The sequence below is a fragment of the Geodermatophilus sp. URMC 61 genome, from assembly GCF_052931555.1.
Genome location: NZ_JBRFHZ010000002.1, coordinates 3,990,420 through 4,003,642, shown reverse-complemented (window position 1 = coordinate 4,003,642; position 13,223 = coordinate 3,990,420). Strand labels below are relative to the sequence as shown.

Below are 13,223 nucleotides of genomic sequence, written 5' to 3'. Positions count from 1 at the left end.
GGACCGGCCGAGCTCCGTACCCCAGGAGGTAGCACCGTGCAGTTGGAGAACTCGTTCACCGTCCCCGTGCCGATCGACGAAGCCTGGCGGGTGCTGCTGGACATCGAGCGGATCGCACCGTGCATGCCCGGCGCCGCCCTGGACTCGGTCACCGGTGACGAGTTCACCGGCCGGGTCAAGGTCAAGCTCGGCCCGATCAACCTGACCTACCAGGGCAAGGCGTCGTTCGTCGAGAAGGACGAGGCGGCGCACAAGGCGGTCATCGACGGCCGCGGCAAGGACCAGCGCGGCAACGGCACCGCGGCCGCGCTCATCACCGCCCAGCTCAAGGACGAGGGCGGCACCACGCGGGTCGACGTCCTGACCGACCTGAACATCACCGGTCGGCCGGCCCAGTTCGGCCGCGGCGTCATGACCGACGTCGGCAACAAGCTGCTCGGCCAGTTCGCCGACAAGCTGGCCGCCCAGCTGGGCGCCGGCGACGCGGGGGCGACGGCGGCGGCCGCGCCCGCGGCCGCGCCGGTGGAGAAGGCGACGCCGGCGAAGAAGGCCGCGGCCACGGCAGCGGGTGCCGCCGAGGAGGTGGCCGCCTCCGTGGAGCAGGTGCCGGGGGAGAGCGCCGTGGCGGAGAAGACCCGCACGACCGCGGCGGCGGCGAAGGAGGCCGCTGCAGCCACCACGGACCGGGTGTCCGGCGGTGACACCGCGCCGGCCGCCGTCGTCCCGAGCCCGCCGCCGGCCGCGACGACGGCCCCGACCGTCCCGGCGGCTCCCGCGGCCCGGACCGCGGGGCCCAAGCACGCCGAGCCCGAGCCGATCGACCTGCTCGAGGTCGCCGGCGGGGCCGCGCTGACCCGCTACGCGGCGCCGCTGGCCGGTGCCGCGGCGCTGGTGCTGGTGGTCACGCTGGTCGTCCGGCGCCGGCGCCGGCGCCGCTGACCTCCGCGGGGTCGCCGGGGTCCGCCCCGGCGACCCCGGCCAGCCAGTCGACGGCGGCCAGGGCGACGACGCCCGGGCTGCGCCTGAGCGCGTGGTCGCCGGGGACGGTGTAGAGCGAGGCCCCGGGCTGCCCGGTCAGCACCGCGGCGAGCTCCTCGGGGCGGCCGAACGCGTCCCGCTCGCCCTGCACGACCCCCAGCGGCACGCCCACGGCGGTCAGCTCGTCGGCGCGGCTGCGCTCGGGCCGGCCCGGCGGGTGCAGGGGGAACGCCAGGCACAGCACGGCGTCGGCCCCGAGCGCGGCCGCCGTCCGGCAGGCCACCCGGGCCCCTGCGCTGCGGCCGCCGACCACCAGGGGGCCGGTCAGCCGGTCGTCGTCCCGCAGCGCGGTGAGCACCGCCGTCCAGCCCTCGTCCAGCCGGGGCGGCGCTGGCGCGATCCGCTTCCCCGCCACCCGCCAGGGCTGCTCGACGCCCAGCACCCGCCAGCCGGCCGCGGCGGCGTCGGCGGTGACCGCGGCCAGGTCGGCCGACCCGATGCCGCCACCCGCGCCGTGGCCGAGCACCAGCGTGCCGACGACGGCGCCCGCGGGCTCGGTGACGGTGACCCGCGCCGGGCCGAGCGGGGTCTCGACGTCCCGGGTCACGCCGGAGGCAGCGCGAGCAGCGCGTCGACCGCGCCGGCGAGGTCGCCGGCCACCAGCGCGGCGGGGTCGTACACGGCCGGATAGGTGCGCTCGGTGCGCGGGAACCAGGCCGCGGTCAGGCCCGCCCGCAGCGCGCCGTGGACGTCCCAGCCGTGCGACGCGATGAGCGCCAGCCGCGCCGGCTCGACGTCGCAGACCCCCGCCGCCCAGAGGTAGACCTCGCGGGCGGGCTTCCACGCCCGGATCACCTCGCTGGACAGCGAGCGCTCCACCAGCGGGCTCACCCCGCCGCGCTCCAGCCCGGCCTCGGCGACGCCGGGGGAGCCGTGGGTCAGCGTCACCACCCGGACGCCGGCCTCGACCAGCCGGCGCAGCGCCGGCTCGACGTCGGGGTGCGGGGCCAGCTCGAGGAAGGCGTCGGCCACCCGGGACCGCTCGGCGTCCCCCAGGTCGGTGGCCTGGGCGAGGGCCGCGTCGAACGCCTCGCGGAAGCGGCACCACGTGCCCGCCGTGGCCGCGGCGAAGCCGGTGAGCAGGGTGCGGGAGAACACCGCGGGCAGCAGGTCGGCCGGTTGCCCGAGTTCGACCAGTGCGGCGCGCACCGGGCCCAGGTCGAGCAGCGTCTCGTTGACGTCGAAGGCGACGACGGTGGGTCGGGTGGGGGGCATGGAGTCGCGGCGCAGGGCGCTCACGAGTCCTCCTCGGCGGCGCTCGACGGCCGCGTTCGCGGAGCTGCTGTGCCCGTGCGTGGGCTCGCGAGCTCGCTCACGCCGACCGGCTCTCGTCGGTCTCGGCGCGACCGGCCTGCCGGTGCCGGCGCACGTCCCGGTAGCGCTTGACGACCAGGTAGCCGATGCCGAGCGCGACCGCGGCGACGACGGCGTAGTCGAGGTACTTGAGGTTGGCCTGCACGAAGTCGCCGGCCGCGACGCCCAGGCCGATGAGCACGCCGTTCCAGATCAGGCTGCCCGCGGCGGAGTAGAGCACGAACTGGCCGAAGGGCATGCGCACGACACCGGCGGGCACGGAGATGAAGCTGCGCACGATCGGCACCATCCGGCCGAAGAACACCGCCGAGCGCCCGTGCCGCTCGAACCAGGCGAAGGTCTTGTCGACGTCCTCGGTCTCCACCAGTGGCAGCCGGTCGAGGAAGGCGTGCGAGCGGCGCGTGCCCAGCGCCCGGCCGACGTAGTAGAAGAAGACCGCGCCGAGGATCGACCCGAGGGTGGCGCACAGGACCACCGGGACGATGTCGAGCCGGCCGTCGTTGATGAGCACCCCGGCCAGGCCCAGCACCGCCTCGCTGGGGATGGGCGGGATGACCGTCTCCAGCAGGATGGCGAAGCCGACGCCCACCGCGCCGAGTCGCTCCACCATGTCGAGCAGGAAGCCGGTGATGCCGCCCTGGTCGGAGGAGGCCGCGGCGGCGAGGAAGGACATGCGCCCCACGGTAACGGCGTCATCCGGACGGCACCGGACCGCCACGGGGGTAGGTTCGCCACCCATGCGGCAGCGCTTCACCGCCCGGGCCGTCGTCGTCGGGGACCACGCCGGCACGGTCGTGCCCGACGCGGCGGTCGACGTCGAGGACGGCACGCTCACCTGGGTCGGCCCGGCCGCGGACGCGCCGGACGCCGGGGACGCCGAGGTCGTCGCCGTCCCCGGGGTGCTGCTGCCGGGGCTGGTGAACGCCCACTCGCACGCACCGATGGTGTTGTTCCGCGGGCAGGCCGAGGGGCTGCCGCTGGCGCGGTGGCTGCGCGAGGTGATCTGGCCGCGGGAGGCCCGGCTGACCCCCGAGGACGTCGAGGTGGCGATGACCGCGGCCTCGGCGGAGATGCTGCGCGGCGGGGTCACCACCAGCGTCGAGATGTACTTCTCGCCCGAGCGGATCGCCGCCGCCGTCGGCCGCACCGGTGCCCGCGCGGTGGTCGCCACCCCGCTGCTGCCGCTGCCCGGGATGCCCCCGCTGGCCGAACAGCTGGCCGACGCGGTGACGCTGGCGACCTCCGCGCCCGGCGACGGCGCCGTCGAGTACGGCATCGGCCCCCACGCGGCCTACACGCTGCCGCTGCCGGTGCTGCGCGACGCCGCGGCGGCCGCCCGGGAGCACGGCCTGCTGCTGCACCTGCACGTCGCGGAGACCGCCGGCGAGGGTGCGGACCTGCTGGCCACCCACGGGCTGTCGGTGCCCGCCCTGCTGGCCGCGCACGACGTCCTGGGCGGCCGGGTGCTGGCCGCGCACAGCGTGCACGTCGACGACGGCGACCTGGAGCTGTGGCGGGAGTACGACGTCGCCGTGGCGCACTGCCCCGCGAGCAACGCCAAGCTGGCCAGCGGGATCGCGCCGGTGCGGGCGATGCTCGACCGCGGCGTCCGGGTGGGGCTCGGGACCGACGGGCCGGCGTCCAACGACGGGCTGGACCTGCTGGCCGACGTCCGGCTGGCCGCGGGTCTGGCCCGGCTCCGCGAGGGCTCGGCCACCGCGCTGACCGCCGCCGAGGCGTTCTGGCTGGCCACCGGTGGGGCCGCCGACGCGATCGGCCGCCCGGACCTCGGCCAGGTCGCCGTCGGCCGCCGGGCGGACCTGGTGCACGTCGACACCCGTGACCTGGCCTTCGAGCCGGTCCTCGACCCGATGGACCTGCTCACCCACCTGGTCTGGTCGGGCACCTCGCGGCTGGTGCGCGACACCTGGGTCGGCGGGCGGCAGGTCGTGCGCGACGGCGTCTGCACGACGGTGGACGCCGAGGCGCTGCGCGCCGACGTCGCAGAACGGGCGACCCGCCTCGCTGGGCCCGCAGGCTGACCGACACGGGTGCCCCGGTCGCGGGTGAGCCGCCTGCGAGGGTCGGGCCGCGGCGCGGGGGGCGGAGCCCTCCCGGCGCGGTGCGACGGTGGGGCTCAGTGCCCGTCGGGGACGGCACCTGGCCGCGGTCGCGGTCCGGAGGACCGCAGTGAGATCGTCTCGCCGCGGGTCACGGCGCGGATCTCGCCGGGCGCGCGCCGGGCGGCCACCTCGCGGACGAAGTCGCCCAGCGGCGAGGCGAACCGGTCGTAGTCGTCGTAGTGCACCGGCACGGTGACCGGCGGCTTGAGCAGCTCGACCAGGTCGGCGCCCTGCCGGCCGTCCATGGTCACGGTGAAGCCGAGCGCCTTGGTGCCGCCCAGGTGCGGGATGACGACGTCCAGCGGTCCGCAGCGCTCCAGTACCTCGCCGAGCTCGGGACGGAAGACGGTGTCGCCGCTGATGTAGCCCCGCCAGGACACCTCGCCGTCGCGCACCAGCTCGAGCACGCTGCCCATCACCGGTGGCAGCAGCTTCGCGACGGGCTGGGGGCCGTGGACCCCGGGGACCGAGGTGATCCGCAGCGCGGCGCCGTCGCGGTTCAGCTCGTGCCGCTGCCAGGGGGTCAGGTCGACGGTCTCCCGGAAGCCCCGCCGGCCCAGGGCGCGGGCGGCGGCCTGCGTGGTGATCACCGGCGTGCCGCGGTCGAGGGTGCGGGTGGCGATGCGGTCCCAGTGGTCGGCGTGCAGGTGCGACAGCAGGATCGAGTCCAGCGTGGGCAGCTGCGTGGGCTGCAGCGCGGGCTCGGTGAGCCGCTTGGTCCACAGCCCCTTGCCTAGGTAGGCGCGCTGCCCGCGGTGCAGGAAGTTCGGGTCGGTCAGCAGCGTGAAGGGCCCGAGCCGCAGCAGCGTGGTGGCGTTCCCGCCGAAGGTGAGCGTGACGTCGTCGGCAGGGGACGGCGGGGAGGGCGCGGCCATGTGCTGGCGTCTACCCCGGTCACCTCGCGGCCACGCCGCCCGGGACCGGTGACCGGGTCAGCCCTCGGGGCGCTCCCACCCGTGGTCGCCGCAGGCCCGGAGGACGTTGGCACCCGCCTCGACGACCGCGGCGTAGTCGAGGTCCTCCTCCCGGGTATCGCGGAACCGCTCGTAGGGGTCGGTCAGCGGCGTCGTGTCCGACTGCCCGAGCAGGTCGCCGACCCGCTCGGTGACCTCGGCCCGCTGGTCCGCCGGGCTGCCCGCTGCGGACCAGGCGGCCAGGGCGTCGCACGCCTCGGTGGACGACCGGTCCAGCCCGCCGCCCGCGCAGGCGGCGAGGGCGAGGGCCGCCACCGGGACGGCCCAGATGCGGCATCGGGACACCCCGCGAGGCTAGTGGCGCCGGTGCCCGACCGGCGGTGCACCCCTCGGGCCCGGCGTGGACCGCGCCGCCCGCGCTGGTAGACAGGGGCGGTGGCTGCCTCCCGCGACGTGGACGCGTCCTTCCTCGCCCTGCCGCTGTCCGCGCTGACCGACGCCGCGCTCACCCGGGCCCTCGACCTCGGCTGCGAGCACGCCGACCTGCGGGTGGAGCGGATCCGCACCCAGTCGATCAGCCTGCGCGACGCCCGGTTGGAGTCGCTGGCCGACGGTGAGGACCTGGGGCTGGCCGTGCGCGTGGTGTACGAGGGCACCTGGGGGTTCGCCGCGGGCGTCGTCCTCACCGCGGCCGAGGCCGTGCGGCTGGCCGAGGAGGCGGTCGCCGTCGCGCAGGTGTCGGCGGCGGTCAACAGCGACCGTGTCGAGCTCGCGCCCGAGCCGGTGTACCCCGACGCCGTCTGGGTGTCCGACTACGACGTCGACCCGTTCGAGGTGCCCGATGCGGAGAAGACCGGGCTGCTCACCGAGCTGTCCGAGCAGCTGCTGGCCGCCGACGGGGTCGAGCACGTGCAGGCGGTCTGCCAGGCGGTGAAGGAGCAGAAGTACTACGCCGACACCGCCGGCACCCGCACCCGCCAGCAGCGGGTGCGCATCCACCCCGACCTCACCGCGCTCACCGTCGACCGCAGCACCGGCGCCTTCGAGAGCATGCGCACCATCGCGCCGCCGGCCGGCCGCGGCTGGGAGTACCTGACCGGCACCGGCTGGGACTGGCGCGGCGAGATCGCCGAGATCCCCGAGCTGCTGCGCGAGAAGACGAAGGCGCCGTCGGTGCAGGCGGGGCGCTACGACCTCGTCGTCGACCCGTCGAACCTGTGGCTCACCATCCACGAGTCCATCGGTCACGCCACCGAGCTGGACCGGGCCCTGGGCTACGAGGCCGCCTACGCCGGCACCTCGTTCGCGACCGTCGACAAGCTCGGGACGCTCCGGTACGGCTCCGGGATCATGCACGTCACCGGCGACCGCACCGCCCCGCACGGCCTGTCGACGATCGGGTGGGACGACGAGGGCGTCGCCGGTCAGCAGTGGGACATCATCGAGGGTGGCGTGCTGGTCGGCTACCAGGTCGACCGGAACACCGCGCGGCTCGGCGGCATGGCTCGCTCCAACGGCTGCGCCTTCGCCGACTCACCGCAGCACACGCCGGTGCAGCGCATGGCCAACGTCTCGCTGCAGCCCGCCGCCGACGGCCCCTCGACCGAGGAGGTCGTCGCCGGCGTCGAGCGCGGCATCTACGTCGTCGGCGACAAGAGCTGGTCGATCGACATGCAGCGCTACAACTTCCAGTTCACCGGCCAGCGCTTCTACCGGATCGAGGGCGGCAGGCTGGCCGGCCAGCTGCGGGACGTGGCCTACCAGGCGACGACGACGGACTTCTGGGGCTCGATGCGCGTCGTCGGCGGGCCGCAGACCTACCTGCTCGGCGGTGCGTTCAACTGCGGCAAGGCCCAGCCCGGGCAGGTCGCCCCGGTCAGCCACGGCTGCCCGGTGGCGCTGTTCGAGAACGTGAACATCCTCAACACGGCGCAGGAGGCCGGGCGATGAGTTCCTGGGCGCGTCCGCAGGACGTCGTCGAGAAGGCGCTGGCCGCCTCCACCGCCGACGGGCAGGTCGCCTTCGTGGTGGAGAGCTCCGAGGCCAACCTGCGCTGGGCGAAGAACAGCCTGACCACGAACGGCTCGATGCGCTCGCGGCAGGTCGTCGTCGTCTCGTTCGTCGACGGCGGCGCGGGGATGGCGGCCGGCACGGTGGCGCGCACCGGCAGCCCGGACGTCGAGGCGCTGGTGGCCGCCAGCGAGCAGGCCGCCCGCGACGCCGGCCCGGCCGAGGACGCCGTCCCGCTGGTCAGCGAGGCGCCCCCTGGCGCCGGCGACTGGGACGCCGACCCCGCGGAGACCTCGATCGGCGTCTTCCGCGACTTCGCGCCCGCGCTGGGGGAGGCCTTCGGCGGTGCCCGCGACCGCGGGGAGCTGCTCTTCGGCTACGCCGAGCACGGCATGGCCACCACCTACCTGGGGACGTCGACCGGGCTGCGGCTCCGGCACGACCAGCCAAGCGGGCGGGTGGAGCTCAACGGCAAGAGCGGCGACATGAGCCGCTCGGTGTGGGCCGGCGTCGGCACCCGGGACTTCACCGACGTCTCGGTGGCCGACCTGGTCGCCGACGTGCAGCGCAAGCTCGGCTGGTCGCAGCGCCGGGTCGAGCTGCCCGCCGGGCGCTACGAGACGCTGCTGCCACCCTCGGCCGTCAGCGACCTGATGATCGACACGTACTGGACGATGGAGGCGCGGGACGCCGACGAGGGCCGCAACGTCTTCGCCCGGCCCGGCGGCGGCAACCGGATCGGCGAGCGGCTGGCCGCGCTCCCGCTGACCTTGCGCAGCGACCCGTTCGAGCCGGGCCTGGAGGCCTGCCCGTTCCAGGTGGTGAGCGGCTCGTCGGGCTCGGCGTCGGTGTTCGACAACGGCATGGCGACGCCGGCGGTCGAGTGGATCTCCGGTGGCGTCCTCACCAACCTGATCCGGCCGCGGGCGTGGGCGCTCAAGACGACCGCGCCGGCCACGGCCGCCGTCGACAACCTGGTCCTGGAGCTGCCGGGCGCCACGGCGTCCCTCGACGAGATGGTGGCCGGCACCGAGCGCGGGCTGCTGCTGACGACGCTCTGGTACATCCGCGAGGTCGACCCGCAGACACTGCTGCTGACCGGGCTCACCCGCGACGGCGTCTTCCTCGTCGAGGGCGGGGAGGTGACCGGCGCGGTGAACAACTTCCGGTTCAACGAGTCGCCGGTCGACCTGCTCGCCCGGATCACCCAGGCGGGGCGCACCGAGCGGACCCTGCCGCGCGAGTGGAGCGACTGGTTCACGCGGGCCGCGATGCCGACCGTGCGGGTGCCCGACTTCAACATGAGCTCGGTGTCGCCCGCCAGCTGACAGGGGACCGGCCGCCTCGCGGGGTCCCGCCGGCCCCGCCCGGCGGCCCTCCTGCAGGGTCCCGCCGCGAGCCTGCGAGTGGCGGGAGCAGGAGGGTCCTTCCGCCGAGCTTGCGAGGGGGACGACGGGGTCCTCCCACGAGCGGTGGGGGCAAGGGGGTCCTCCCTCCTCACCCGGGCCCGTACGGGTGGTGCTCGTGGGACCCGTGGGGTGTGACGACCGGTCCGTCACACCCGACCCCGCATGGCTTCGTGACCGTCCGCGTCCGGCCACCTACGGTCTGTCTCGCGGGATCGGGCGACCTCCGGCTGCACCACCCCGCGCGCACGCCGAGACGTGCACCGGGCGGACAGAGGCGCTCCGCTCGCAACGGACGGGATCCGGCACAGCCGGACCGGTGAGGGGAGGGTCCCGTGACGCGGGCTCAGAAGCCGTCGGTCTTCCAGGTCGGCAGGGTGTGGGACGACGGGCGCTCCGTCGTGGTCTCCGGTTGGGGCCTGGGCCTGTGCGTCTCGGCCTGCACCTGCCACCGCCACCCCTCCGCCGGCAGCCTGGCGATCGCCGAGGACCAGGCCGAGGGTCTGCTCGGCCTGGTGAGCTACCGGGAGGGCGGCTGCGACTGCTGCGAGCCGTGGACCGCCCACGAGCTCTCCGCCGTCGTCCGCGACCTGCAGCTGGTCGGCGGCCTCGACGCCCCCGAGTCGCTCGCCGGCTGAGGGAGTCCACCCTCCACCGAGGCCTGGTCGGAGGACCCCGTCCTCCCCATCCCTCGTCAGAGGACCCGCTGCCTCCCACCACTCGCAGGCTCGCGGCGGGACCCTGCGGGGGGCCGGCGGGCACCGGGACGGGGCCGGCGAGCCCCTGGATGGTGGCCGTTCCGGTACGTCACCAGGCCGGCTCCGCACCTGCGGGGCCGGGCCGCGGTTCCTCCGTGCTCCCACCCGGGTAGGGCCGTCCCATGCTGGGACGCGCTGCCCTCCGAGGTGCTCTCGCCGGCCTGGCCGGCACCGCGGCCATGACGATCGCCGAGAAGGTCGAGCAGTCGGTGACCCACCGGCCCGACTCGTACGTGCCCGCGCGCACCCTCACCGCGCTGACCACCCGCCGCCGCCTGCCGGGGTCCGCGCGCCCGCCCGTTCGCAACCACCTCATGCACTGGGGCACCGGCGCGGCCGTCGGCGCCCTGCGTGGCGTGTGGTCGGCCAGCGGGCTGCGCGGCTGGCGCGCCTCGGCCTGGCACACCTCGGTGCGGCTGGCCACCGACCAGACCCTGGAGAACGCCACCGGCGTGGGCGCGCCGCCGTGGACGTGGTCGCGCCAGGACCAGGTCGTCGACATCGGCGGGAAGGCGGTCTACTCCTTCGTGACCGGCGCGGTCGCCGACCGGCTGGTCCCCCTCGCACCCGACCGCACCCCCTCGGGCACCGCCCCGCCGCGCCGGCGGTAGCCGCACCCCCTGACGCCCAGCGCGGCTCTCCCGCGGCGCCCGGGACCGCTGGGACCGCTGTGACGACTGAGTCGAGCGCCCTGGCCTGAACCCCGCGCGCCGACCCCTACGTGACGTTGCGCCCTCCTTACCGTGCGTGCTCACGCGCATGGAACACCGCCTCCTTCCCAGGGCGGGGCGCGGTGAGAGGGGGCCGGGCATGGGCCGCAATCGGACGAGCCGGCGCTGGTCGCGCGCCGCCCTGGTCGCCACGGCTGCTGTCGCCGTGCTGCTGGCCCCGGCGACGGCGAGCGCCGACCCGGGCTCCGCGGACGAGGCCCAGCGGCTGGTCGCCGAGGCCAGCAAGCAGCTGGCCACCCTCGACGAGCAGGTGCACGAGGCCGAGCTGACCGTGGCCGCGCAGCAGCAGGCCGCGGTCGACGCCGCCACGCGGGCGTCCCAGGCCGAGGCCGTGCTCGCCGGCTACGGCCCACAGCTGGTGGCCATCGCGCAGAGCGCCGGGACGTCGCAGTCCCGGATGGCCGCGTTCCTCACCTCCGAGTCCGCGGCGGACGTGGTCCAGCAGATGACCACGCTGGACCTCATCGCCGCGCACACCGAGGGCCTGCTGGCCGAGGTCTCGGTCGCGCAGCGCACCGCCGAGCAGGCCCGGGCCGACGCCGACGCCGCCGCCGCGCAGGCGACCGCGTCCCTCGCCGAGCTGGAGCGCCAGCGGGCAGAGGTGCAGACGCGGGTCGAGACCTACGAGGCCGACTTCGCCCGCCTCTCGGCTGCCGAGCAGGCCGCCGTCACCACCTCGGTCGCGGGGCCGTCACTGGCCGCGCCGGAGACGGCGTCGGTCGTGGCCGCCGCCCCGAGCGAGGCCGTCGCGACGGTCCTGGAGACCGCGCTCGCGCAGGTCGGCGACCCCTACGTCTGGGCCGGCTCGGGCCCGGACGGCTTCGACTGCTCGGGCCTGACGAGCTTCGCCTACGCCGCTGCCGGCGTCGCCCTGCCGCACTCCAGCCGGGCGCAGGCGCAGATGGGCACCGCCGTCTCGCGCAGCGAGCTGCAGCCCGGGGACCTGGTCTTCTTCGGTTCGCCCGTCTACCACGTCGGCATCTACGTCGGGAACGGGAAGATGGTGCACGCCCGCACCTTCAGCCAGCCGGTCGCGGTGACCAGCGTGGACATGGCCGGCTACGCCGGCGCCCGCCGCATCCTTTGACAGGCGGCCCCCTGCAGGTGGGAGGCCCCCGTCCTCCCCACCCTCGCAGGCTCGGGGCGAGCCTCCCGACGGGGCCGGGTGGGGCCAGCAGGGTCCTTCCTCAGTACGGACGGCGTCCCTCGGCGAGCATCGTGACGAGGGCGGCGATCCGGCGGGCGCGGGTCTGCGGTGTGGCGGCCGTGGCCACCCGGTGGAGGACGGCGTAGCGGTTGCGGCCGTCGAGGCCGTCGAAGGCCTGCTGGGCGGCGGGCGCGGTGGCCAGGGCGGCGGCGAGGTCGTCGGGGACGGTGATCGTGGCCGGGCCGGCGTAGGCCCGCTCCCACCGGCCGTCGGCCCGGGCGGCCTCGACCGCGGCCAGCCCCGCCGGGCGCATCCGGCCGGCGGCGGTGAGCGCCTCGACGGCGGCCACGTTCTTCTGCGACCAGACACTGCGCGGCCGGCGCGGGGTGATCCGCTGCAGGTAGGAGGTGTCGTCCAGACGCTGCGACCTCCCGTCGATCCAGCCGAAGCAGAGCACCGACTCGACCAGTTCGGCATAGGTCACCGAGGGGACGCCGGAGCCCTTCCTGGCCAGCCGCACGTACAGCCCGGGCGCGGTCGCGTGCTCGGCCTCGAGCCACTCCTCCAGCGCGGCCTGGTCGGGGAAGGCCAGCACCGGCAGGTCGGTCGGCAGCGTCACGGCGGCCATCCTGGCGGCGGGCGACGTCGCGGTCCACGGTCGCCGGCGCCCGGGTGGGGCGTCCTCCGGCGGTGCAGTCGCGACGCGTCTGTGCTGTGCTGTCGCCCGTGGCCGAGAACTACATCGCCGAGTTGCCCTTCGGGTCCCCGAAGATCCACGACGAGGCCTTCGTCGCGCCGACCGCCGTCGTGGTCGGCGCCGTCACGATGGGCCCGCGGTCCAGCATCTGGTACGGCGCGGTCGCGCGTGCCGACGCCGAGGTGATCGAGATCGGCGAGGGCTCCAACATCCAGGACGTCTGCACCCTGCACTCCGATCCCGGCTTCCCGCTCGTCGTCGGCCGCGGCGTGACCGTCGGCCACCGCGTGGTCCTGCACGGCGCCCGCATCGACGACGACGTCCTGGTCGGCATGGGCAGCGTCGTCATGAACGGCGCGCACATCGGGTCCGGCTCGATCGTGGCCGCCGGCGCGGTGGTCACCCAGGGCACGCAGGTGCCGCCGGGCTCGCTCGTCGCCGGCGTCCCCGCGAAGGTCATCCGGCAGGCCACGGACGACGACCTGCAGCACATCCGCGGCAACGCCGCCAGCTACACCGACCGGCTCGACAGCGCCCGCAAGGTGCGCCCGATCGTGCGGCAGAAGCTCCCCCCGGCCGGGCAGACCGCCGGCGACGCGATGGAGTGAGCCCCGCACGAGATCTGCACACTGGCGGTCATCGGGCGCCCGACGGCCGCGACTGTGCAGATCTGGCGCCGGTCAGAGGTCGCCGAGGACGAGGACCCAGCGGTTGGTGGCCCCGTCCCGCTCGTAGCTGAACCGGTCCACCGCGGCGCGGGCGAGCAGCAGCCCCCGGCCCCGTTCGGCGTCGTCGGCGGGCGGCCGCTCCGTCCCCGTTTCGACCGGTGCACCGTCGTCCTCGAAGACCGCCCGGATCCGGTCGGGGCTGCTGGACAGCCGCAGGGACACACGCTCGGCGCCGGCAGCGGCGCCGTGCTCGGCGATGTTGGCCGCCACCTCGGCCACCGCGGTCTCGAAGCGGATCCGGTCCTGCTCGCCCACGCCGGGTTCGTCGGCCCACAGGCGGGCCAGGAGGTCGTGCACCGGCCCCAGGAGCTCGGGGCCGGCCGTGGCCTGGAGCAGGTGCTCCGCGCCGCCGCGCAC

The 13,223-nt window shown here is 75.7% G+C and carries 15 protein-coding genes; 8 read left to right on the top strand and 7 right to left on the bottom strand.

The annotated features are described in order from the left end of the window. Positions 1 to 36: 36 nt before the first annotated feature. Complete coding sequence (locus ACU610_RS18765) at positions 37 to 939, top strand: SRPBCC family protein (protein WP_446769209.1); 903 nt, start codon at positions 37 to 39, stop codon at positions 937 to 939. Here ACU610_RS18765 and ACU610_RS18760 read toward each other — a convergent pair. The 3 genes from ACU610_RS18760 to ACU610_RS18750 form a co-directional block, all read right to left on the bottom strand. Next, on the bottom strand, positions 902 to 1,585 hold the full coding sequence (locus ACU610_RS18760) for an alpha/beta hydrolase family protein (protein WP_446769208.1): 684 nt from the start codon (positions 1,583 to 1,585) through the stop codon (positions 902 to 904). The two genes, ACU610_RS18765 and ACU610_RS18760, sit on opposite strands and share 38 nt — an antisense overlap. After that, positions 1,582 to 2,277 (bottom strand): HAD-IA family hydrolase, encoded by a 696-nt coding sequence (locus tag ACU610_RS18755; protein WP_446769207.1) that lies wholly within the window; start codon positions 2,275 to 2,277, stop codon positions 1,582 to 1,584. The genes ACU610_RS18760 and ACU610_RS18755 overlap by 4 nt, the downstream gene beginning before the upstream one ends. Positions 2,278 to 2,350: 73 nt before the next feature. Then, positions 2,351 to 3,025: a DedA family protein gene (locus ACU610_RS18750; protein WP_446769206.1), complete on the bottom strand. Its 675-nt coding sequence runs from the start codon at positions 3,023 to 3,025 to the stop codon at positions 2,351 to 2,353. A 64-nt stretch (positions 3,026 to 3,089) separates the two neighbouring features. Here ACU610_RS18750 and ACU610_RS18745 point away from each other — a divergent pair, with 64 nt between their 5' ends. After that, positions 3,090 to 4,394, top strand: a complete 1,305-nt coding sequence (locus ACU610_RS18745) for an amidohydrolase family protein (protein ID WP_446769205.1) — start codon at positions 3,090 to 3,092, stop codon at positions 4,392 to 4,394. Between the two features lie 95 nt (positions 4,395 to 4,489). Here the strand turns inward: ACU610_RS18745 and ACU610_RS18740 are convergent, their stop codons facing one another. Further along, positions 4,490 to 5,350 (bottom strand): MBL fold metallo-hydrolase, encoded by an 861-nt coding sequence (locus ACU610_RS18740; RefSeq protein WP_446769204.1) that lies wholly within the window; start codon positions 5,348 to 5,350, stop codon positions 4,490 to 4,492. A 57-nt stretch (positions 5,351 to 5,407) separates the two neighbouring features. Continuing rightward, positions 5,408 to 5,734: a hypothetical protein gene (locus tag ACU610_RS18735; protein ID WP_446769203.1), complete on the bottom strand. Its 327-nt coding sequence runs from the start codon at positions 5,732 to 5,734 to the stop codon at positions 5,408 to 5,410. Positions 5,735 to 5,824: 90 nt separating this feature from the next. Here ACU610_RS18735 and ACU610_RS18730 point away from each other — a divergent pair, with 90 nt between their 5' ends. The 5 genes from ACU610_RS18730 (at position 5,825) to ACU610_RS18710 (ending at position 11,381) form a co-directional block, all read left to right on the top strand. After that, the gene (locus ACU610_RS18730; RefSeq protein ID WP_446769202.1) at positions 5,825 to 7,339 is read left to right on the top strand and encodes a TldD/PmbA family protein; all 1,515 of its coding nucleotides are present in this window, start codon (positions 5,825 to 5,827) and stop codon (positions 7,337 to 7,339) included. Continuing rightward, entirely contained in the window at positions 7,336 to 8,727 is a 1,392-nt protein-coding gene (locus ACU610_RS18725; protein ID WP_446769201.1) for a metallopeptidase TldD-related protein, read from the top strand. Before ACU610_RS18730 ends, ACU610_RS18725 begins: the two co-directional genes overlap by 4 nt. Positions 8,728 to 9,140: 413 nt before the next feature. Further along, positions 9,141 to 9,443 (top strand): hypothetical protein, encoded by a 303-nt coding sequence (locus ACU610_RS18720; RefSeq protein WP_446769200.1) that lies wholly within the window; start codon positions 9,141 to 9,143, stop codon positions 9,441 to 9,443. 242 nt (positions 9,444 to 9,685) lie between these two features. Continuing rightward, positions 9,686 to 10,174 carry a hypothetical protein gene (locus ACU610_RS18715; protein ID WP_446769199.1) on the top strand — a complete coding sequence of 163 codons (489 nt, stop codon included), beginning with the start codon at positions 9,686 to 9,688 and terminating at the stop codon, positions 10,172 to 10,174. A 199-nt stretch (positions 10,175 to 10,373) separates the two neighbouring features. After that, entirely contained in the window at positions 10,374 to 11,381 is a 1,008-nt protein-coding gene (locus ACU610_RS18710) for a C40 family peptidase (RefSeq protein ID WP_446769198.1), read from the top strand. Between the two features lie 100 nt (positions 11,382 to 11,481). Here the strand turns inward: ACU610_RS18710 and ACU610_RS18705 are convergent, their stop codons facing one another. Continuing rightward, complete coding sequence (locus ACU610_RS18705; protein WP_446769197.1) at positions 11,482 to 12,060, bottom strand: YdeI/OmpD-associated family protein; 579 nt, start codon at positions 12,058 to 12,060, stop codon at positions 11,482 to 11,484. Positions 12,061 to 12,167: 107 nt separating this feature from the next. Between ACU610_RS18705 and ACU610_RS18700 the strand changes: the two genes are divergently transcribed. After that, positions 12,168 to 12,746: a gamma carbonic anhydrase family protein gene (locus tag ACU610_RS18700; protein WP_446769196.1), complete on the top strand. Its 579-nt coding sequence runs from the start codon at positions 12,168 to 12,170 to the stop codon at positions 12,744 to 12,746. 72 nt (positions 12,747 to 12,818) lie between these two features. On the opposite strand, the gene ACU610_RS18695 is transcribed toward ACU610_RS18700, so the two are convergent. Next, positions 12,819 to 13,223: an ATP-binding protein gene (locus ACU610_RS18695; RefSeq protein WP_446769195.1), complete on the bottom strand. Its 405-nt coding sequence runs from the start codon at positions 13,221 to 13,223 to the stop codon at positions 12,819 to 12,821.